Origin of the sequence: Azoarcus sp. DD4 (assembly GCF_006496635.1) — a bacterium.
Classification (GTDB): Bacteria; Pseudomonadota; Gammaproteobacteria; order Burkholderiales; family Rhodocyclaceae; genus Azoarcus.
Map to the genome: position 1 here is coordinate 124,727 of NZ_CP022958.1, position 17,524 is coordinate 142,250.

Genomic DNA, 17,524 nt, shown 5'->3' on the forward strand with positions numbered 1-17,524 from the left:
CTCGGCGGCGGGCGCTTCGCCCGCAATGCCGCTTGCACCGCGACGGATCGCAAGGTCCGTCGCGGTTTTCCTTTTTGCCGGAGACGGATGTGGTCCCTGCCCGCAAACTGCTGGCGCTCGCGCTGTTGACCCTGTTCTGGGGCGTCAATTGGCCTGTCATGAAGCTCGCGATGCGCGACATGACGCCGCTCTACTTCCGCGCGCTGACCTTGACCGGCGGGCTGGCTCTGCTGGTCGCCTGGTATCGCAGCCAGGGTGCCCGCCTGCGCGTGCCGCGTGCCCAGTTCGGCCGGGTGGCGCTGCTGGCCTTGCCCAATATCCTGATGTGGCACGGCTTTTCCATCTTCGGCGTGCAGGCGTTGGCGTCCGGCCGCGCTGCCATCCTCGGCTTCACCATGCCGATCTGGACGGTGCTGCTCGGTGTGCTGTTCTTCCGCGAAAAAATGAATTCCCGGCTGTGGCTCGCCACCGCCTGTGCTGCCGGCGCGGTGACGCTGCTGCTGTGGCACGAACTCGGCGCGATCTCGGGCAAGCCCGCTGGCACCGCCTGGATGCTGGCCGCCGCGGCCTCCTGGGCCACCGGCACCCTGCTGTTGAAGCGCCTGCCTGCCGCGGTGCCGACCGAGGCGTTGACGGTGTGGATGCTGGCACTGGCGGTGCCGGTGCTGTGGCTGGTCGCGGGGCTGACCGAACCGCTGCCGGACTTCTCGTTCAGCCCGGCGATGTGGGGCGTGCTCGGCTACAGCATCGTCATCAATGCCGCCGCCGCGCAGATCATCTGGTTCTCTATCGCGCGCAGTCTGCCGCCGGTGGCGAGCGGGCTGTCCATCATGATGATTCCGGTGGTCGGGCTGGGGTCGGCGATGTGGATCACCGGCGAACGCCCCTATCCGCAGGACCTGGTCGCCGCCGGGCTGATCCTGCTCGCGCTCGGCGCCACCCTGCTGCCGCGGCGTGCCGGGCGGGCCCCGGCTCAGGGCTTGATGGAGAAAGGCGTGAAGTCGGTTTCGCGGTCGTAGTAGTCCTCGCGCTCGGCGTGCTTGAGGAAAGCCACGATGCGATAGGTCACAGGGGTGAAGACGACCTCCACCATCACCTTGGAGACGAACTGGCCGAGCATGATGGCCGGCAGCAGCTCGTTGGGTATCAGGCCCGAGTTCCAGAACGCCAGCGGATAGAAGAGCAGCGAGTCTACGCCCTCGCCGAAGATCGTCGAACCTATCGTGCGGGTCCACAGGTGGCGGCCCTCGGTCCAGATCTTCATCTTGGCGAGGATGAAGGAATTGACGAATTCGCCGCAGAAGAAGGCGATCAGCGAGGCCGCCACGATGCGCCAGGTCGACCCATAGGCGATCTCGTAGGCTGCCTGGTTCTGCCAGCCCGGCGCCGGCGGCAGCTGCACCACCACCCAGGCCATCACCGAGGCGAATACCATTGCACCGAAGCCGGCCCAGATCACCCGGCGGGCGCGGGCGTAGCCGTACACCTCGGTGAGGATGTCGCCGAAGATGTAGGAGATGGGGAAGAACAGCACGCCGGCGCCGAAGGTCACCGCGCCGATCAGCGGCAGTTCGATCTGTGCCGCCTTGGCCGGGCCGATGAGGTTGGAGCAGAGATAGACGGCGACGAAGGCGGCCATCACGAATTCGTAGTAGCGATACTGCCGTGCCGGCTGCGTGGTCGTGTCCATGTGGGTTCCGTTGGGGGCGGCTTGCCGCGGTGCAGCAGCCATGCCAGTGTCGCAGTGCCGGCGGCAAGATTCAACGCGGGCGAACGTCTGCGGGCCGGCCCGGTCACAAACGCTCGTTCTTCGCAGGGAGCAAGTCATGTCGTTTTCCGGGATGCGCCGCATGGTCGCTGCTACGGCCTTGTCGCTCGCCGCCACCGCAGCGGCGGCGTCGCAATGGCAGGGTGCGGCCTTCGAGGGCGACCGTGCCGCACTGGAAAGGCTGGCGCAGGCCGGCGCCAGGGTGATCCGCGTCTATCGCGAATCCGACGCCTGGGTGCTGGACGCGGCGCATCAGCTGGGCCTCAAGGTGGTGATGGGCCTGTGGGTCGGCCATCCGCGCCACGGCGTGCGGCTGGATGAAGAGGCCACGCTGCGTGCGCACGAGCGGGCGCTGCGCGCTTTCGTGCTGCGCTACCGCGACCATCCGGCGCTGCTCGCGTGGGGTGTGGGCAATGAGGTCGAAACCGGCACGCCCGACCATCTCGCGGTGTGGAAGGTGATCGACAGGCTGGCCGGCGTGGTCAAGGCGGCCGACCCCGGGCATCCCACGCTGATGGTGGTGGCGGACACCGGCATGGATCAACTCAAGCAGCTTGCCGACTGCTGCGCCAATGTCGACATGCTGGGCATCAATGTCTATGCCGGCGCGGTGTTCGACCTGCCGCAGCGGCTGTCAGATGCCGGCATCGCCAAGCCGGTGGTGGTGAGCGAACTCGGTCCGCTCGGCCAGTGGCAGGCCGGGCGCAAGCCCTGGGGCGCGCCGGTGGAGCTCACCAGCAGCCAGAAGGCGGTGTTCTTCCGCGACGCGCTCGGCTTCCTGCGCGGCCAGCCGCAGATTGCCGGCGTTTTTCCCTTCCTGTGGGGCGCCAAGCAGGAGCAGACCGAAACCTGGCACGGTCTGCTGCTGGCCGACGGCAGCCCGACCGCGATGAGCGATGCGCTTGCCGCTGCGTGGGGGCGGCCGGTGGCAGCGCCGGCACCGGTGATACGCGGCATCGGCATTGCCGCCGACGTGTTCGCGCCGGGCGCCGAGATTTCCGCCGGAGTCGATGCCGTCGCCCACGACGGCTCGCCGCTCGTCACCGAATGGAAGGTGCTGGCCGAAGCCACCGACCTGAGGAAGGGCGGCGACGCCGAGACGTCGCCGCCGCGCGTTCCTGTCGTCATCCGTCATGCCGATGCCGCCGGCGTGCGCTTCACCGGCCCTCGGCAGCCCGGCGCCTACCGGCTGTTCATCACCGTGCGCGATCGCCACGGCAAGGTTGCGACCGCCAACCTGCCCTTCCTGGTGCGCTAGGGACGTCGTCCTTGCCAGCGTAGGCGGGGCTGCGTAGCCTTGCCGTCCGTTCGGACAGCGGGAGCACTTTCGGCATGTTGGCCTTGTTGCAGCGCGTCGCATGCGCACGGGTGGTGATCGATGGTGAAACCGTAGGCGAGATTGGCGCCGGCCTGCTCGCGCTGGTGTGCGCCGAGCGCGGCGACGGCAAGGCGGAGGCGGACAAGCTGCTCGCGAAGATGCTCAAGCTGCGCATCTTCGCCGACGAGGCGGGGCGCATGAACCGCTCGCTGCAGGATGTCGGCGGCGGCCTGCTGGTGGTCAGCCAGTTCACCCTGGCGGCCGACACCGCAGGCGGCAACCGCCCCAGCTTCACCAATGCCGCCGCACCGGACGACGGCCGCGCGCTCTACGAGCATTTCGTCGCGCAGGCGCAGGCTGCCCATGCGACGGTGGCCAGCGGCCGCTTCGGCGCCATGATGCAGGTCGAGCTGGTCAATGACGGGCCGGTGACGATACCGTTGCGCATCGCGCCGGCGGGTGCGGGCTGAGGCGGGCGCTATCTAAGCCTGGGTTTCCGGCAGCGGGATGAATTCGGCGCTGTCGTTGGGCGGCAGCGCGATGCGGCCGGCGCGCCAGTCGGCCTTGGCCTGCTCGATGCGCTCCTTGCGCGAGGACACGAAGTTCCACCAGATGTGGCGTTCGCCCACCGGTTCGCCGCCCAGCAGCATCACGGTGGCGGTGTCGAGTGCCCGTAGTGTCGGCATTTCCGTCTTGCCGAATACCAGCATGCGGCCCGGTTCGAAGACTTCGTCGCCGATCGCGACGCGGCCGCTCACCAGATAGGCAGCCCGTTCGGGGTAGCCTTGCGGTGGGGCGATCGCCGCGCCCGGCTGCAGCACCACATGCAGGTAGAACAGCGGTGAATGGGTGCGCACTGGGCTGCTCAGCCCGAACGCGGTGCCCGCGATCAGCCGCAGCCACAGGCCGCCCTCCTGCGCCGTCGGCAGCGCGGCGGCCGGGTAGTTGTCGAAGGCCGGCGGCGCTTCTTCGTGCTCGACCGGCAGCGCCACCCAGGATTGCAGCAGTTCCAGCCCGCGGCCGGCGAAGGCATCGGGGCTTTCGAAGCGCTCGGAGTGGGAGATGCCGCTGCCCGCTGTCATCCAGTTCACCTCGCCCGGCCGTATCGCCTGCTCCACGCCCAGGCTGTCGCGGTGGGTGATCTCGCCGCCCAGCAGGTAGCTCACCGTCGACAGCCCGATGTGCGGATGCGGGCGCACGTCGGCCAGGCGGGCGAGTGCCGGCGGCAACTGCACCGGGCCGGCGTGGTCGAGGAAGATGAAGGGGCCGATCATCCGCCGTTTCGAATACGGCAGGATGCGCTGCACCACCAGGCCGTGGCCGAGATCGGCACGGCGCGGCTCGATGAGCATGTCGGGCATGGCAGCCTCCTTTGCGGACCGGGTAGGGGGCCGGGGCGGATGGTCGCCCGGCGCGGGGACGGTTTGATCCACTATGGCCGCTGGCAGGCGCTTTCGCCACCGCATCATGGCGCTTGCCCGGCAAGCGGGCGCAGCGTAAGGTTTTCTGCGTCGCGTCATGCCCGATGCGCAGGCCCGGAAAAGGGAGAGCGAGATGCGTGCGATGGTGCTCGATGCGCCGCGGCAACCGCTGCGGCTGGAAGAACGGCCGGTCCCGCAACCCGGCACCGGGCAGATCCTGCTCCAGGTGGAAGCCTGCGGGGTGTGCCGCACCGATCTGCACCTGGTCGATGGCGAACTGCCCCGGCCGAAGCTGCCGGTGATCCCGGGCCATGAGATCGTCGGCCGGGTGGTCGAGGTCGGCGAGTGGGTGACCGCCTTCGCTCCCGGCCAGCGCGTCGGCGTGCCCTGGCTGGGCTGGACCTGCGGCACCTGCCGCTACTGCACCGCCGGCCAGGAAAACCTGTGCGATGCGGCGCGCTTCACCGGCTACACGGTGGATGGCGGCTATGCCGACTACACCGTGGCCGACCAGCGCTACTGCTTCGCCCTGCCCGATCCGCTGCCCGCGGCCGACCTCGCGCCGCTGCTGTGCGCTGGCCTGATCGGCTACCGCGCGCTGGCGATGGCGGGCGACGCGCATCGCGTCGGCATCTACGGCTTCGGTGCGGCCGCCCACATCATCGCCCAGGTGTTGGTGCACCAGCGCCGGCCCTTCTTCGCCTTCACCCGCAAGGGCGATCTCGCCGGGCAGGATTTCGCTCGCCGCCTCGGCGCCGCCTGGGCCGGCAACAGCGGCGATGCGCCGCCGGTGCCGCTGGATGCGGCGCTGATCTTCGCCCCTGCCGGCGAACTGGTGCCGGCCGCGCTGCGCCAGGTCAGAAAGGGCGGTACGGTGGTCTGCGCCGGCATCCACATGAGCGAGATTCCCGCTTTTCCCTACGACCTGCTGTGGGGCGAACGGGTGCTGCGCTCGGTGGCCAACCTGACCCGCGCCGACGGCGAGGCTTTCCTGCGCATCGTCGCCGACAGCCCGGTGCGCACCCAGGTGCAGCTGTATCCGCTGGAACAGGCCAACGAGGCGCTGCTGGCGCTGCGCCAGGGGCGGATCGAGGGGGCGGCGGTGCTGGTGCCAGGCTGAACCGGAGGCTCACAGCGCGGCGAGCTGTCCGGAAAGGTCGCGCCGTATCCAGTCCACCAGCACCCGTGTCCGCGTCGGCAGCAGGCGGGCGTGCGGATACACCACGTGCACCGGCCGCGGCGGCAGTTCGAAGGCCTCCAGCACCGGCAGCAGCCGGCCGGCGCGCAGGTCGTCCGCCACTTGGTAGGAAATGAAGCAGCCCAGGCCCATGCCGGCGCGGCAGGCGTCGGTCGCCGGCGCCACGTGGTTGTAGCTGAGGCGGCCGTCCACCGTCACGCCGAATTCCTTGCCGTCCTCGATGAAACGCCACCAGCCGGCGGTGCTGTTGTTGAAAACGACACACTCGTGGCCGGCGAGTTCGCGCGGATGGCGGGGTGTGCCGCGCGCGGCGAGGTAGGCCGGCGCGGCGACGACGATGCGGCGCAGCTTGCCGAGCGCGTGGGCGACCAGCGACTGGTCCTCCAGCTCGCCGATGCGCACCGCGACGTCGATGTGCTCTTCCAGCAAGTTCACCACCCGGTCGTGGAGCCGCAGCTCCACCCGCATTTGCGCGTAGTGCTGGACGAAGCGGGTGATCGCCGGGGCGACATGCTTCTGGCCGAACAACACCGGCGCGGTCACCACCACGCGGCCGCTCGGTACCACCGCGTCGCTGGCCAGTGCGGCTTCGGCGTCGTGGATGTCGGCCAGGATCTGGCGGCAGCGGGCGAGATAGTCACGCCCCTCGTCGGTGAGCGACAGGCGGCGGGTGCTGCGGTTGAAGAGCCGCGCGCCGAGTCCGGCTTCCAGCGCAGCGAGCGTGCGCACCACCACCGGCAGCGAGATGTCCAGGCTGTCGGCGGCAGCGGTCAGGCTGCCGCCGTCGGCGATCGCCACCGCGATCTGCATGGCCTTGAGCTTGTCCATGGGCAATTACTGCAGAAATGGAATGAGTCTAATCCTCCCGCGTCATTTATTGCGCTGATGGAAGTACCGACAATGAGTTTCCCACAGCCCAAGGAGACTCCCATGACCCGCAACGCCCCCGCCCAGGAACTCGTCCTCTACGGCGTGCCGCTGTCCGGCCACTGCCACCGCGTCGCCCTCTTCATGTCGCTGCTGGGCCTGCCCTACCGCTACGAGCCGGTGGACCTGGCCGGCGGCGCGCATCGGCAGGCCGCATTCCTGGCGCTCAACCCCTTCGGCCAGGTGCCGGTGCTGAAGGACGGCGAGGTGGTGCTGGCCGACTCCAACGCCATCCTGGTGTACCTCGCCGGCCGCTACGGCCGCGACCAGGAGATCGCCTGGCTGCCGGCCGATCCGGTCGGTGCCGCCGAGGTCCAGCGCTGGCTTTCCGCCGCCGCCGGCCTGCTCGCCTTCGGCCCGGCGCGCGCCCGGCTCAAGCATGTATTCGGCGCGCCGGTGGACCTGGCTGGCGCGCTCGAACTCGCCGCCCGCCTGCTGCCGGTGATGGAGGGCGAACTGAGCCGCCGGCCCTTCCTCGCTGCCGAAACCCCCACGCTGGCCGACATCGCGCTCTACAGTTACACCGCGCATGCGCCGGAAGGCGGCATCTCGCTGCAGCCTTATCCGCACATCCGTGACTGGCTGGCCCGCATCGAGGCGTTGCCGGGTTTCGTCGGCATGCCGCGCTCGCCCATACCGAAGGGGGAATGATCATGGCGCAGGTCGAACCCACTGTCCGCGCCGCTGCCTTCCATGCCGGCGAGCGGCTGCTGCAGGAACGCGTCGGCAAGGCCGGGCAGATGGCCGAGATCGGCGCCCGTGTCATTCGCGACCATATGCCGGAGCAGCACCGCAGCTTTTTCGCCCAGCTGCCCTTTGTCGTACTCGCCGCCGCCGATGCGCAGGGCCGGCCCTGCGCGACCCTGCTCGCCGGCGTGCCGGGCTTCGTTTCTTCGCCCGACAGCCGCAGCCTGCGCATCGCCGCCCTGCCCGGCGACACCGATCCGCTGGCCGGTGCGATCCGCGTCGGCGCCATGGTGGGCCTGCTCGGGCTGGAACCGCCGACACGGCGGCGCAACCGCATGAACGGCAGGGTGAGCGCGGTGGATGAAGGCGGTTTCAGCGTGGAGGTGCGCGAGAGCTTCGGTAACTGCCCGAAGTACATCCAGGCGCGCAGCGCGGAATTCGTCGGGGGCGGGGTCGAGCCGGCCGCGCCGGTGCCGATCGACCCGGCCGATCCGCTGTTGCGGCGCGTGGTCGGCGCCGCCGACACGCTCTTCATCGCCACCGCCCATCCGGCCGCTGCGGACGATACGGCGGCGATCTACGGCGCGGACGTTTCCCACCGCGGTGGCAAGCCAGGCTTCGTGCGCTGGTCGCAGGCGGCAGACGGCGGCGTGACGCTGACCCTGCCGGATTTCGCCGGCAACAACTTTTTCAACACCCTGGGCAATATCGTGCTCGACCCGCGGGTGGGCCTGCTCTTCGTCGATGTCGACGGCGCGGGCGGGGACGGTGTCGCCGACCTCATCCACTTTGCCGGCATGGCGGAGATCGTGGAGGATGGGCCGGAGGTGGCCGCCTTCGCCGGCGCCCAGCGCCTGCTGCGCATCCATGTCGAGCGCGCAGCGCTGCGGCGGCGGGCATTGCCACTGCGCTGGGGCAAGGAGACCGAACCGTCGCCCTTCCTCGAAGGGACGGGCACGTGGTAGCTGCCCGTCCGGTCGGCGGTGGCCAGGGCTACTGGAAGGCGACCTCGGCGAAGCTGCGCAGCTTGCGGCTGTGCAGCCGGTCCACACCCTGTTCGCGCAGGCGCTCGATGGCGCGGATGCCGATGCGCAGGTGTTGATCCACCCGTTCGCGGTAGAAGTGGTTGGCCATGCCGGGCAGCTTGATCTCGCCGTGCAGCGGCTTGTCGCTGACGCACAGCAGGGTGCCGTAGGGCACGCGGAAGCGGAAGCCGTTGGCGGCGATGGTGGCCGATTCCATGTCGAGCGCGATCGCGCGACTCTGGCTGAAGCGCCGCTCCGGCGAGGTCGCCATGCCGTGCGAGGGCAGCAGTTCCCAGTTGCGGTTGTCCGTGCTGGCCACGGTGCCGGTGCGCATCAGCCGCTTCAGCTCGTAGCCCGATAGTTGGGTGACGTCTTCCACCGCGGCCTCCAGCGCCAGCTGCACCTCGGCCAGCGGCGGAATCGGCACCCACAGCGGCAGTTCCTCGTCGAGCACGTGGTCCTCGCGCACGTAGCCGTGGGCCAGCACGTAGTCGCCCAGCTGCTGGGTGTTGCGCAGCCCGGCGCAGTGGCCGAGCATGATCCAGGCATGCGGGCGCAGTACCGCGATGTGATCGGTGATGGTCTTGGCGTTGGCCGGACCCACGCCGATGTTCACCATGGTGATGCCGGCGCGGTCCTCGCGCACCAGATGATAGGCCGACATCTGCGGCAGGCGCGGCGGCGGGCTGCCAAGTTCGTCACCCGGGCGCGGCGCCTCGCCGGCGCGGCGGGTGATGACGTTGCCCGGCTCGACGAAGGCGCTGTAGCCGTGCGCGCCGCCGCCGTCGGCCATCAGCGTGTGGCCGAGCCTGATGAACTCGTCGATGTAGAACTGGTAGTTGGTGAACAGGATGAAGTTCTGGAAGTGTTCGGGCACCGTGCCGGTGTAGTGGCGCAGCCGGTGCAGCGAGTAATCCACCCGCGGCGCGGTGAACAGCGCAAGCGGGTGGGCCTCGCCCGGGCGCGGTTCGAAGGTGCCGTTGGCGATGCCGTCGTCCATGGCGTTGAGGTCGGGCAGGTCGAACACGTCGCGCAGGTGCTGGCGGCGTTCGACGCTGAGTTCCCCTTCGACGTGGTCGTGCTCGCTCACCGAGAAGTGCAGCGGAATCGGCTGGTGGCCGGTGCCGATCTCCAGCGCCACGCCGTGGTTCTGCAGCAGCAGACGGAACTGTTCGAGGTAGTAGTCGGCAAACAGGTCGGGCCGCGTCAGCGTGGTCTCGTAGGCGCCCGGGCCGGCGACGAAACCGTAGGACAGGCGCGAATCGGCGCGCGCCACGGTGTCGGTCCGCACCCGCACGAAGGGGTAGCAGGCGCGCACATGGCGACCGATGTCCTCGCCGGCGACGAAGCGGTGCAGCGCGTCGCGCAGGTGGCCGATGCTGGCATCGTAGATTTCGATCACCCGCGCCAGCGCGGCGGCGGGATCCTCGAAGCGTTCGGGGGCGAAGTAGGGCGCGTCCGGGCTCATGGCGTCTCCCGTGTGTTGTCGGAACGTACGCATGCCATGTTACACGCAGCCCCACGCGGCGCCGGTGCCGTGGCGACGGCCAATACTGAGACGGGACAAGAAAACTACCGGGGGTAAGGCAAGAAAAGTCCGGGACCGGGCGGGACAGGGGGGGAGGAAACGGGACGGACGGCGAAAGGCGTTTGCAGAGGGCGCAAAGCCGGCGGCGCGGCGGGCGCGGTCAGAAAAGGCCGGCTTGGCGGTCCTTGAGGTCGGTACGTCGGCAGCGGTCGACGATCTGGCGGATGCGCATTTCGGTCAGCTGGAACTCGCGGGCCAGTTGGTCGTAATTGTCGCCGCGGAACCTGGCGTAGATCTCGCGATCGCGGGCCGACAGCTCCCACGCGGTGCCCTTGGGTATGTACAGCATCCCACCGCCGAGTTCCTTGCGGGCGGCCTCGGCGATCGACAGCGCCGCCTCTGCGGCGGGCTGGTGATCGAGCTTCAGCCTGGTGGTGAGCCAGGCGTAGGCTGCGGTCGCGATCAGCCCGAGCGCTTCGGGGTAGTCGTCGTCGAGCATCAGCGACATCAACCGGCCTCCGCCATGGCCTTGTCGAGGCCGTCGAGGTAGTCCGACACAGCCTGCAGGGCATCGAAGGTCGTCGGGTTGAGCGTCGGCCGCAGCCGGGCGGCCAGCGTGCCGACGGTGGCCAGCGGATGGAGCTTGCCGGCGGCCTTGTAGCGCGGCAGGCGCTCCTCGATCTTGGCGGGCAGCTGGCGGGCGGCCCAGGCCTTGAGGCCTTCGATGGTCCAGTCCTTCCGGCGCGCCCAGCGCAGGTCATCCACGCCGTTGGTCCGGCGCACGAAGGCCGCGAGCGCGGCCTCGCTGGGGTCGCGGACGATGCCCACCTGGTGCAGCCACAGCCACAGCGCGCGGGCCTTGCTGGCCTCGGCCGAGGTGTCCAGGGTGCGGCGTTCGCGCGGTGCGGCGCTGGTGGGCTTGGTCGGCGTGAAGCCGGCCTTGCGCAGGTGTTTCACCACCGCTTCCAGCTCGAACACATCCAGATCCTTCGCCGAGCGTTTGCCACCGGAGTGGGCGGCGAGAATGTCGCGGTAGGTGTCCTCGTCCAGGCCGAGCCGGTTGCGGCCGGTCTGGACGGTCTTGATCAGCCGGGCGCGCTGCGCGGCGCGGGCCGAGGCGAAGGCGGCGCTGGTCATGGCGATACCTCCGGGTAGCCGTTGTGCAGCTTGCCGTCGAGCAGGCGGCCGGCTGCATTCTTGCCGATGCGGTTACGTGACTGGTTCAGGCCGATCATCATCGAGCGCATCTCGTCCCTTTCGCGCGACGGGTTGAAGTGAGGCCCATACCAAGGGAAGGGGTCTTCCGCGCGCCCCTCTTCGATGTGCTCCCACAGTTCCAATGCGAGATCGGCATGCTCGCGCTTCACGAGCAGGTAAGGCTGGATGGCGCGGATGATTGAAGCTGCCTGGGAGCCCTGGCGGGACCACTGAAATTGAGGTCGATGGTTCGGGTTCACTGGCGCGTAGCAGGAGACGTTGCCGCCCCACAGCGATGCAGCCAAGTCGTGCGGCTCGCGCCGCGTGCCAGCGATGCCGACTTGCGGGGCGTGATAGACCTTGCCGCCCCGCGCGCTGCGATTGATGGTGATGTAGCCGTCCCCGTCGATCATCCCGGCGAGGTAAGCCAGCGTGGTCGGATTAGGCTGCAGCATTCGGCATCTCCCGTACACGCAGGTCCTCCGGTAGGTCTTCGAGCGCGCCTCGCTTGTCTCGGGTGCCGCCCAGTTGTTTCATGAAGAACGGCACGCCGGCCGCGGCGCACTGGTCGCGCAGGCTCCGCACCAAGTCCGGATGCATCGGTCGCGCCTTGGGTCCAGACTCGCCGCCGACGATGACCCAGTTCAGGCCGCCCCCCAGATCCTCCTCTTCAACTGGCCCAACCTCTCCGCAGTCGTCCCGCTGACCGCATGCCGGACACACGCGGCGGATGTCGTTCTCGTCGTCTGGCTCGTCCTCAAAATCGACCACTCGCACCTGCTCAGGCCCCGCAGGTAGGCGCAAACGGATCTCATCGCCGAAGAAGCGCGCGCCACATACATAGCAGTCCTCATCACCGATCCAGCGGCCGAGGTCGACATGCCCCAGCAGCGGCTCGGCCGAGATCCACCGCACCGCCGCCGGAGTCCGCAGTAGCAGCGGGATGCGCTCGTCCGCCGCCTCTTGATCCTCCACGCTCACGCCAATCCACACGTTCGGCAGCGGCCACCGCACGGTATATGCCCCGGCCGGGATGACACCGGCCTCGGTCATCCGCTGCTGTGCCTGGGCGATCCACCGCGCGTCTTTGCCGCCGAGCAGGTCGAGCATCCGTTCGGGGCGTTTCGTCAGCACCTGGAACGTGTGCTGCGGGCAGGCCGCCATGACGGCGAACACGTTGGCGATGAATCCGTCCGAAACCTCCACATGGAACAGGTCGGACATCGAGTTGACGAAGATGCGGCGCGGCTTCGCCCAGCGCACAGGCAGGGAAAGCATGTCGCCGTGCACCTGCACGTCGGTGAAGAGGCGATTGAAGTACCGCGTTTCCGGGTTGGCGGAAAGCCGCGCCCAGTCGCGTTCGGCGTAGCAATGCTTGCAGCCGGCCGACACCTTGCTGCAGCCAGATACCGGATTCCACGTGGCATCCGTCCATTCGATCTTGGTGTTATCTCCCATTGTCATCACCACTTGACCAGGTAGCCCGAGAACGTGCCGCCGTACTCGGACTGGAAGAAGTCGAAGAACTCGCCGGCGCTCGCGAAGCCGTCGGCGCGTGCGAGCTGCTCGACTTCTGCGGGATCGAGGTTGTCCCAGCGGGCAGTGGCGCCGGTACCGCGCGGCATGCTTACGATGCGCTGCGCGGCGCCAATGGAGATCAGCGTCACCGATGTGATGCGATGCTCGCCGAGCTTGCTCACCTGTTTTGTTCGGAGGCCGGAATAGAGGTATGCGACCGAGCCTTCCTTCGGCGGCGGGCGCTTGCCTCGGGCGCGGATGGTCTGGCGCTTGGCGCCGGAGCGGACAGCCTCGGCGAAGCGAGCCTTGAAGTTGAAGATGGGCATATTCACTCCCAATGAATTTCGATGACGGATCAACCGCCGGGGCGCAGCGTGGCGAGGCCCGTGACGCCCAGGGCCAACATCGCCCAGCTGAGCGGGCCCGGCTGGACGATGCCGGCGACGATGAGCAGCGCGTAGGACGCGGCGGCCATGGTCAGCACCCGAGGATGCGGAAGCGGACATCGTTGGGGACGCCGCGCTGGTACATGCGGACGCGCAGCTCGCGGCGGTCGGTGCCGGCCGCTTTGGCGGCCTTGATCTCGTCGACGAACTGGCGCATCGACCAGTCGGTGCGGGCGCCGTGTTGTTGCATGTTCGGATGCTTGTCCATGGTCGCCTCCGGTTCAGCGGATTTGCCAGACGGCCGGGCGCTGCCGGGCGTCGAGCGATGCGAGGGTGACGCCGGCGTCGTCGGTGATCTTGAAGCTCACCGTGGCGCCGGACGCCCACATCAGGATTTCGCAGGCCTGCCGAACCTCGTGCCCGTTGGCTTCGTCGAAGCTCAGCACGTTGGCCCAGCTGCCGCGGGAGTTGGCCTTGAGGTGGCGGGTGGTCATGACGCTCTCCCGTCGGCTTCACGCGCAAACACGACGCCGTGCCGGCCCCTTCGGCCATTGCTCTTGGCGCACCAATCCACGAAGTCAGCTAGTACCTTCACGGGGTCTGCCCCTGTGATCTGCGCCTCCGGAATTCCCGGCACGAGCAGCTGGCCTTCGCTCGCGCCGTAGCCATGCCGTGCCACTGCCTCGACAACCGCTTTCAGCGACGATTTCGGACCGCGCGCGATGACGATGGGGCCGCTTCCATCAGGCTGCTTGGCGGGCACCGCGTCGCCCATCTCGATCAGTCCAGACGCCCAGCACCACGCCACCCAGGGGGTGATGTCGTAGTAGGTCGTCGAGCCACAGCGCGGGCAGCAGCTGTCCTGAATCTGGAGTTCCGAGGCCGAACGGCGCGGCCGCGGCCGCATGATCCGATCGGACTCGGTGTGCTTGTTGCGGCAGCGGCAGCACTGCACCGCGAGATTGGTGCGATCAGACATGGTTGTCTCCCTTGCGCAAGGCCGCGTCGGTAATGCGCCAGCGCGTCACGAACGGGCGCTTCGGGTCGCGCGGGCCGATGCGGCGCGCGGTGTCGAGGTCGGTGACGCCCCACAGGTGCTCGGCGAGGCGTTCGGCAGCACGCGCGGGCGAGGTGCTGCTCGCGCCCTGCTTGCCGTCGACCACGTCGGTCTTGTAGGCGTCGCCGACCTTGCGGACGGTGATTTCGAGGGAGGCCATCAGCACGCCTCCGGGTAGGCGGCAACGTGTTCCGGCATGGGCGGTACCTCGATGCCGTCGTTGTCGCTGGCGCTGAGGTGAACCGAAAGGGCCCATTCCTCCGCTTCCATGCACTGCTTGTCCGACCAGGTCGAAACGACCTGTTCCGGAACGCAATGCCCACCGACAAGTAGCAAAGTGGTGTAGGTGCGCTCGTCGCAGCGCGACCACACGTCACTTCCACTCATTCCCGCATCCAGCGCCTGAGCGACCAGCTCTTCCCACTCGAAGCTAAAGACCAGGTCGGTGTGCTTGTCCTTCACATACGGGCCAACACCGTGAATCAAACCAACTTCGTATCGGTCTGGATCGACGTCATTGACATAGACGCTGTCAGTGTCCTCGGGGTCGAATTCGAGGTCTTGATTAGGGTCGAGGAAGCATCCCATCTCACACCCCCGCAATATCCAGCGGCACGGCGACGTACTGATCCGTCATCCCCACCCGCTTGTACACCCGCACATACACCGCCGTGCCGGTCGCCTGGATGCTGTCCTTGATGGCCTCCATGGCGCGCTTCCACTCGTCGTCCTCGATCTCCAGGCGCAGCAGGTCGAGTACCGCGGCCATCTTGATCTGGCCCTTGCTGTCGGTCCGGAAGGCGCGGTCGACGAGCGCGCGGATGTGCGGGTTGGCGCCCTGGCTCCAGCGGTCGATGCAGGCGTTGATCAGCGCCTTGGCCGCTTCCAGCTCCTCGGTGAAGGTGATGCGCTCGGCGGTGGCGCGCTGGATCTTGTAGGCGCCGTCGTAGGTGGTGATGCTGACGTTGCCCTTGGCGCCGCCGAGCTTGGCGCCGTAGCGCTCGCCGGCGATCTTCACCAGATCGGCCATGTCGCCGAGCACATCGGCCTTGAAGTCGGCCAGCATCTTGCTCAGTGCGATCGCCCTGGCAGCGTGTTGGCTGGCGACCTGGTCGCGCAGCAGATCCTGCTCGCGCACCTGTTCGCGCGGCACCAGGTGGCCTGCGGCGTTGCGCATGTAGCCATTTGGCAGTGCGGTATCGTTCATTGCTGCTCCTGGGTAAGGTCAGCCGCCGCCTCGCGGCCGGCGTCGGTGATGCGGATGCGCAGCGTGCGCAGGCGGGTTTCCACGCGCTCGGCCAAGCCGCGCTGGATCAGCGTGCGGACCACCCACGACCAGCTCTGCACCGTCACGTCGGGGTAGCGTTCGAGCAGCAGTGCAATGGTCACGGTGTCGCTCTCGGCCAGCGCGCGCAGGCAGAGGTGGCGCAGGCGTTCGGCGCTGGCCGCCCGCGCCTTGTTGGTGGCGCGCTTGGGCGGCGCCATGACGTACAGCCGCAGCGTCGCCTCGTCGGCCGCGGCGCGGATCTGCTCGGCCATCGACGGAATGCGCGGGATGAAGGCCGGCCGCTGCCGCGGCGCGGCCTGCTCGAGCTGGGAGAAGATGGAAGGCATGGCGATCACGCTGCATCCTCCTCGGCCCACACCACGGTGCAGCTGCGGTTGTGCAGCTGGCCCTGGCGGGTGCGCTTGCCCTCGCGGATCGCATAGGTGTAGTACGCGGCCTTGCCGGTCTCCACCAGGTGCGCCAGCAGCGGCGATGCCGCTAGCTGGATGCGCGGCCGGCCGAACGCCACGTCCGCCGAGATGATGGTGTGCCCCTCGTTGGCCAGCCGGCAGACCTCTTCCAGCGCCTGCAGCATCGCTTCCTTGACGACCTCGTTCATGGGCTTGGCGGAGCGCAGGGCGCGGGTCTGGATCGGGTTGCTCGCGCCCATGATCAGCACCCCCTCACGATGTCGGCCGTCACCTTGGGTGCGCCCACTTCGGCGGCGTGGTTCAGCGCGCGAGTAACCAGGTTGTTCACCACCAGCGGGTAGCACATGCTCACCGTCTGGTTGCGCTGTGCGCCCTTGCCGGCGTAGGTCAGCCGGGCGCGGATCGCGTCGACCGCGCCGTCGTCTACCAGCTCGCGCATGTCGCGCTGCAGGCGCTTGAACTTCAGCGTGATGTATTCGCCCAGCTGGTTGTCCAGCGGAAACAGCTCCACCACCTCGCAACGGCGAATCACCTCCCGGGCCTCGAAGTACTGCCGCTCGTTCAGCTTTTCCTTCAGCTCGGGCTGGCCGATCAGCACGATGGAAAGCAGCTTCTTGAAGCCGTCCTCCATCTCCCAAAAGCGCTTGAGGTACTTGAGGGTTTGCACGTTGAGGTCGTGGGCTTCCTCGATCATCAGCACGTGGCTTTGCCCGCTGCGGCTCGATTCGGTCAGCGCCTTTTCCACCTGCCGGGCGAGCGCCTCCAGGCTGCGCTTGGGCGCCTCGGACGGCTTAACGTCGGCGAGGATCGCCTGGCAGATGTGGGCCGTCTTCAGCGCCGTCTTGTCGAAGCTCTTCGGCTGGATCACCGCCACCGGAAGCGCCTCGCGGCCGATGCGGTCCAGCGTTTCGCGGCGCAGCGTGGTCTTGCCGCTGCCGGATTCGCCCACCACGGCAATGAACCACCCCCCGGTGCGCGCGGCCTGGTACATCGCTTCGCGCACATAGCGCTGATCCGCCGAGAGGAACAAATCCTCCGGCCCCTGCACGTCATCGACGAACGGGTCGCGGAACAGGGCAAAGTGGCGTTTGGCTTGCGCAGAAAGCATTTCGGTTTCCAGGTCGATAGAGACGTTGTTGTCGGCGGGCCGCTGCTCGCGGCTGGAATACGGCTTGGTGCTGTGGTTGCGGATGCGGTCTTCGTCCCACACCGTGGCGATCTCGTCCTTCGGCACGCCGTGCTCGGCGAGCATGGCCTCGATAGACGTCGTGATGTCCTCCCACGGCGTGTGAGACGGCCGCCAGGTGTTGTTCAGCATCCGGGTGATCCCCACGCGGGAGAGCGGCTTGCCCTCGTGGTGGCCACCGCGCTGGATCAGGCGCGCGGCAACGTCCTCGTGCCGGATGCCGTAGTGCAGCAGCACCGACTTCAGCCGCAGCGGCATCGGCCGCTCGGTTTCGCTCACGCGTTGCATGGCAGCCTCCGTTCGAAGCACGGCCGGTAGTAGAAGTCGCGGTCGGGGTTCAGCACACCGCTGCGGCGGTCCTGTTCCTTCGCCCGCGCGGACCAGCGGGCCAGCTCGCTGCCCTGCGTCAATCTCCCCCGGCGGTACAGCACCACCTGCTTCATGCCCCGGCCAAACACCCGCCGGGCCGGCTTGCGCACACGCCACAGGCGGCGGATGTTCGGTTTCGCGTTCCAGATACCCATTACAATCTCCATCGCAATCTCCATTGCACCGGGCTGCGCGGCGCCAACCGCTTGCCCACCTTCGGCCCGACGTGCCCTACACGCCG

The 17,524-nt window shown here is 68.3% G+C and carries 25 protein-coding genes; 6 read left to right on the forward strand and 19 right to left on the reverse strand.

The window, feature by feature from the left end; all coding sequences use genetic code 11:
- The first annotated feature begins 89 nt into the window (after positions 1-89).
- Positions 90-1,019: a DMT family transporter gene (locus CJ010_RS00555; protein ID WP_141016225.1), complete on the forward strand. Its 930-nt coding sequence runs from the start codon at positions 90-92 to the stop codon at positions 1,017-1,019.
- Here CJ010_RS00555 and CJ010_RS00560 read toward each other — a convergent pair.
- Positions 974-1,690, reverse strand: a complete 717-nt coding sequence (locus CJ010_RS00560; protein ID WP_141016226.1) for a queuosine precursor transporter — start codon at positions 1,688-1,690, stop codon at positions 974-976. The genes CJ010_RS00555 and CJ010_RS00560 overlap by 46 nt on opposite strands.
- 151 nt (positions 1,691-1,841) lie before the next feature.
- Between CJ010_RS00560 and CJ010_RS00565 the strand changes: the two genes are divergently transcribed.
- The gene (locus tag CJ010_RS00565) at positions 1,842-3,026 is read left to right on the forward strand and encodes a glycoside hydrolase family 2 TIM barrel-domain containing protein (protein WP_371415718.1); all 1,185 of its coding nucleotides are present in this window, start codon (positions 1,842-1,844) and stop codon (positions 3,024-3,026) included.
- A 74-nt stretch (positions 3,027-3,100) separates the two neighbouring features.
- Positions 3,101-3,556, forward strand: coding sequence for a D-aminoacyl-tRNA deacylase (dtd, locus tag CJ010_RS00570; protein WP_141016228.1), 456 nt, complete (start codon positions 3,101-3,103; stop codon positions 3,554-3,556).
- A gap of 12 nt (positions 3,557-3,568) precedes the next feature.
- Here dtd and CJ010_RS00575 read toward each other — a convergent pair whose 3' ends face one another.
- Positions 3,569-4,447 (reverse strand): pirin family protein, encoded by an 879-nt coding sequence (locus tag CJ010_RS00575; protein ID WP_141016229.1) that lies wholly within the window; start codon positions 4,445-4,447, stop codon positions 3,569-3,571.
- Positions 4,448-4,640: 193 nt separating this feature from the next.
- Here CJ010_RS00575 and CJ010_RS00580 point away from each other — a divergent pair, with 193 nt between their 5' ends.
- Complete coding sequence (locus CJ010_RS00580) at positions 4,641-5,627, forward strand: zinc-dependent alcohol dehydrogenase family protein (RefSeq protein WP_141016230.1); 987 nt, start codon at positions 4,641-4,643, stop codon at positions 5,625-5,627.
- Between the two features lie 9 nt (positions 5,628-5,636).
- Here the strand turns inward: CJ010_RS00580 and CJ010_RS00585 are convergent, their stop codons facing one another.
- Positions 5,637-6,533 carry a LysR family transcriptional regulator gene (locus tag CJ010_RS00585; RefSeq protein WP_141016231.1) on the reverse strand — a complete coding sequence of 299 codons (897 nt, stop codon included), beginning with the start codon at positions 6,531-6,533 and terminating at the stop codon, positions 5,637-5,639.
- Between the two features lie 102 nt (positions 6,534-6,635).
- On the opposite strand from CJ010_RS00585, the gene CJ010_RS00590 reads away from it, so the two are divergent.
- Positions 6,636-7,283, forward strand: coding sequence for a glutathione S-transferase family protein (locus CJ010_RS00590; RefSeq protein WP_141016232.1), 648 nt, complete (start codon positions 6,636-6,638; stop codon positions 7,281-7,283).
- Between the two features lie 2 nt (positions 7,284-7,285).
- Entirely contained in the window at positions 7,286-8,284 is a 999-nt protein-coding gene (locus CJ010_RS00595) for a pyridoxamine 5'-phosphate oxidase family protein (RefSeq protein ID WP_141016233.1), read from the forward strand.
- Positions 8,285-8,312: 28 nt separating this feature from the next.
- Here the strand turns inward: CJ010_RS00595 and CJ010_RS00600 are convergent, their stop codons facing one another.
- The 16 genes from CJ010_RS00600 to CJ010_RS00670 all read right to left on the reverse strand — a co-directional run bounded on the left by CJ010_RS00600 (position 8,313) and on the right by CJ010_RS00670 (position 17,438).
- On the reverse strand, positions 8,313-9,812 hold the full coding sequence (locus tag CJ010_RS00600) for an AMP nucleosidase (RefSeq protein WP_141016234.1): 1,500 nt from the start codon (positions 9,810-9,812) through the stop codon (positions 8,313-8,315).
- Between the two features lie 220 nt (positions 9,813-10,032).
- Positions 10,033-10,380, reverse strand: a complete 348-nt coding sequence (locus CJ010_RS00605) for a Mor transcription activator family protein (RefSeq protein ID WP_141016235.1) — start codon at positions 10,378-10,380, stop codon at positions 10,033-10,035.
- Positions 10,380-11,009, reverse strand: a complete 630-nt coding sequence (locus tag CJ010_RS00610; RefSeq protein WP_141016236.1) for a regulatory protein GemA — start codon at positions 11,007-11,009, stop codon at positions 10,380-10,382. The genes CJ010_RS00605 and CJ010_RS00610 overlap by 1 nt, the downstream gene beginning before the upstream one ends.
- Positions 11,006-11,524 (reverse strand): hypothetical protein, encoded by a 519-nt coding sequence (locus tag CJ010_RS00615; RefSeq protein ID WP_141016237.1) that lies wholly within the window; start codon positions 11,522-11,524, stop codon positions 11,006-11,008. The genes CJ010_RS00610 and CJ010_RS00615 overlap by 4 nt, the downstream gene beginning before the upstream one ends.
- Positions 11,511-12,527, reverse strand: coding sequence for a DUF5131 family protein (locus tag CJ010_RS00620; RefSeq protein WP_141016238.1), 1,017 nt, complete (start codon positions 12,525-12,527; stop codon positions 11,511-11,513). The genes CJ010_RS00615 and CJ010_RS00620 overlap by 14 nt, the downstream gene beginning before the upstream one ends.
- Positions 12,528-12,532: 5 nt before the next feature.
- The gene (locus CJ010_RS00625; RefSeq protein ID WP_141016239.1) at positions 12,533-12,913 is read right to left on the reverse strand and encodes a hypothetical protein; all 381 of its coding nucleotides are present in this window, start codon (positions 12,911-12,913) and stop codon (positions 12,533-12,535) included.
- Between the two features lie 151 nt (positions 12,914-13,064).
- Positions 13,065-13,241, reverse strand: coding sequence for a hypothetical protein (locus CJ010_RS25075; RefSeq protein ID WP_168224879.1), 177 nt, complete (start codon positions 13,239-13,241; stop codon positions 13,065-13,067).
- Positions 13,242-13,254: 13 nt separating this feature from the next.
- Entirely contained in the window at positions 13,255-13,467 is a 213-nt protein-coding gene (locus CJ010_RS00630; RefSeq protein WP_141016240.1) for a hypothetical protein, read from the reverse strand.
- The gene (locus CJ010_RS00635) at positions 13,464-13,952 is read right to left on the reverse strand and encodes a hypothetical protein (protein ID WP_141016241.1); all 489 of its coding nucleotides are present in this window, start codon (positions 13,950-13,952) and stop codon (positions 13,464-13,466) included. The genes CJ010_RS00630 and CJ010_RS00635 overlap by 4 nt, the downstream gene beginning before the upstream one ends.
- Positions 13,945-14,190 (reverse strand): hypothetical protein, encoded by a 246-nt coding sequence (locus CJ010_RS00640; protein ID WP_141016242.1) that lies wholly within the window; start codon positions 14,188-14,190, stop codon positions 13,945-13,947. The genes CJ010_RS00635 and CJ010_RS00640 overlap by 8 nt, the downstream gene beginning before the upstream one ends.
- Positions 14,190-14,618, reverse strand: a complete 429-nt coding sequence (locus CJ010_RS00645; protein ID WP_141016243.1) for a hypothetical protein — start codon at positions 14,616-14,618, stop codon at positions 14,190-14,192. The genes CJ010_RS00640 and CJ010_RS00645 overlap by 1 nt, the downstream gene beginning before the upstream one ends.
- Position 14,619: 1 nt before the next feature.
- Positions 14,620-15,237 (reverse strand): DUF3164 family protein, encoded by a 618-nt coding sequence (locus tag CJ010_RS00650; protein ID WP_141016244.1) that lies wholly within the window; start codon positions 15,235-15,237, stop codon positions 14,620-14,622.
- The gene (locus CJ010_RS00655; RefSeq protein WP_141016245.1) at positions 15,234-15,653 is read right to left on the reverse strand and encodes a hypothetical protein; all 420 of its coding nucleotides are present in this window, start codon (positions 15,651-15,653) and stop codon (positions 15,234-15,236) included. The genes CJ010_RS00650 and CJ010_RS00655 overlap by 4 nt, the downstream gene beginning before the upstream one ends.
- Positions 15,650-15,967 (reverse strand): hypothetical protein, encoded by a 318-nt coding sequence (locus tag CJ010_RS00660; RefSeq protein ID WP_141016246.1) that lies wholly within the window; start codon positions 15,965-15,967, stop codon positions 15,650-15,652. Before CJ010_RS00660 ends, CJ010_RS00655 begins: the two co-directional genes overlap by 4 nt.
- A gap of 2 nt (positions 15,968-15,969) precedes the next feature.
- Positions 15,970-17,202 carry an ExeA family protein gene (locus tag CJ010_RS00665; RefSeq protein ID WP_205754862.1) on the reverse strand — a complete coding sequence of 411 codons (1,233 nt, stop codon included), beginning with the start codon at positions 17,200-17,202 and terminating at the stop codon, positions 15,970-15,972.
- Positions 17,190-17,438: a hypothetical protein gene (locus CJ010_RS00670; protein ID WP_141016247.1), complete on the reverse strand. Its 249-nt coding sequence runs from the start codon at positions 17,436-17,438 to the stop codon at positions 17,190-17,192. The genes CJ010_RS00665 and CJ010_RS00670 overlap by 13 nt, the downstream gene beginning before the upstream one ends.
- Positions 17,439-17,524: the final 86 nt, after the last annotated feature.

Coding starts and splice junctions, on each gene's coding strand:
- CJ010_RS00565 (WP_371415718.1), top strand. CDS start 1,842: ATGCGCCGCATGGTCGCTGCTACGGCCTTGTCGCTCGCCGCCACCGCA.
- CJ010_RS00620 (WP_141016238.1), bottom strand. CDS start 12,527: ATGGGAGATAACACCAAGATCGAATGGACGGATGCCACGTGGAATCCG.
- CJ010_RS00605 (WP_141016235.1), bottom strand. CDS start 10,380: ATGTCGCTGATGCTCGACGACGACTACCCCGAAGCGCTCGGGCTGATC.
- dtd (WP_141016228.1), top strand. CDS start 3,101: ATGTTGGCCTTGTTGCAGCGCGTCGCATGCGCACGGGTGGTGATCGAT.
- CJ010_RS00660 (WP_141016246.1), bottom strand. CDS start 15,967: ATGGGCGCGAGCAACCCGATCCAGACCCGCGCCCTGCGCTCCGCCAAG.
- CJ010_RS00670 (WP_141016247.1), bottom strand. CDS start 17,438: ATGGGTATCTGGAACGCGAAACCGAACATCCGCCGCCTGTGGCGTGTG.
- CJ010_RS00625 (WP_141016239.1), bottom strand. CDS start 12,913: ATGCCCATCTTCAACTTCAAGGCTCGCTTCGCCGAGGCTGTCCGCTCC.
- CJ010_RS00580 (WP_141016230.1), top strand. CDS start 4,641: ATGCGTGCGATGGTGCTCGATGCGCCGCGGCAACCGCTGCGGCTGGAA.
- CJ010_RS00645 (WP_141016243.1), bottom strand. CDS start 14,618: ATGGGATGCTTCCTCGACCCTAATCAAGACCTCGAATTCGACCCCGAG.
- CJ010_RS00615 (WP_141016237.1), bottom strand. CDS start 11,524: ATGCTGCAGCCTAATCCGACCACGCTGGCTTACCTCGCCGGGATGATC.
- CJ010_RS00575 (WP_141016229.1), bottom strand. CDS start 4,447: ATGCCCGACATGCTCATCGAGCCGCGCCGTGCCGATCTCGGCCACGGC.
- CJ010_RS00595 (WP_141016233.1), top strand. CDS start 7,286: ATGGCGCAGGTCGAACCCACTGTCCGCGCCGCTGCCTTCCATGCCGGC.
- CJ010_RS00560 (WP_141016226.1), bottom strand. CDS start 1,690: ATGGACACGACCACGCAGCCGGCACGGCAGTATCGCTACTACGAATTC.
- CJ010_RS00665 (WP_205754862.1), bottom strand. CDS start 17,202: ATGCAACGCGTGAGCGAAACCGAGCGGCCGATGCCGCTGCGGCTGAAG.
- CJ010_RS00610 (WP_141016236.1), bottom strand. CDS start 11,009: ATGACCAGCGCCGCCTTCGCCTCGGCCCGCGCCGCGCAGCGCGCCCGG.
- CJ010_RS00635 (WP_141016241.1), bottom strand. CDS start 13,952: ATGTCTGATCGCACCAATCTCGCGGTGCAGTGCTGCCGCTGCCGCAAC.
- CJ010_RS00590 (WP_141016232.1), top strand. CDS start 6,636: ATGACCCGCAACGCCCCCGCCCAGGAACTCGTCCTCTACGGCGTGCCG.
- CJ010_RS25075 (WP_168224879.1), bottom strand. CDS start 13,241: ATGGACAAGCATCCGAACATGCAACAACACGGCGCCCGCACCGACTGG.
- CJ010_RS00630 (WP_141016240.1), bottom strand. CDS start 13,467: ATGACCACCCGCCACCTCAAGGCCAACTCCCGCGGCAGCTGGGCCAAC.
- CJ010_RS00640 (WP_141016242.1), bottom strand. CDS start 14,190: ATGGCCTCCCTCGAAATCACCGTCCGCAAGGTCGGCGACGCCTACAAG.
- CJ010_RS00650 (WP_141016244.1), bottom strand. CDS start 15,237: ATGAACGATACCGCACTGCCAAATGGCTACATGCGCAACGCCGCAGGC.
- CJ010_RS00585 (WP_141016231.1), bottom strand. CDS start 6,533: ATGGACAAGCTCAAGGCCATGCAGATCGCGGTGGCGATCGCCGACGGC.
- CJ010_RS00600 (WP_141016234.1), bottom strand. CDS start 9,812: ATGAGCCCGGACGCGCCCTACTTCGCCCCCGAACGCTTCGAGGATCCC.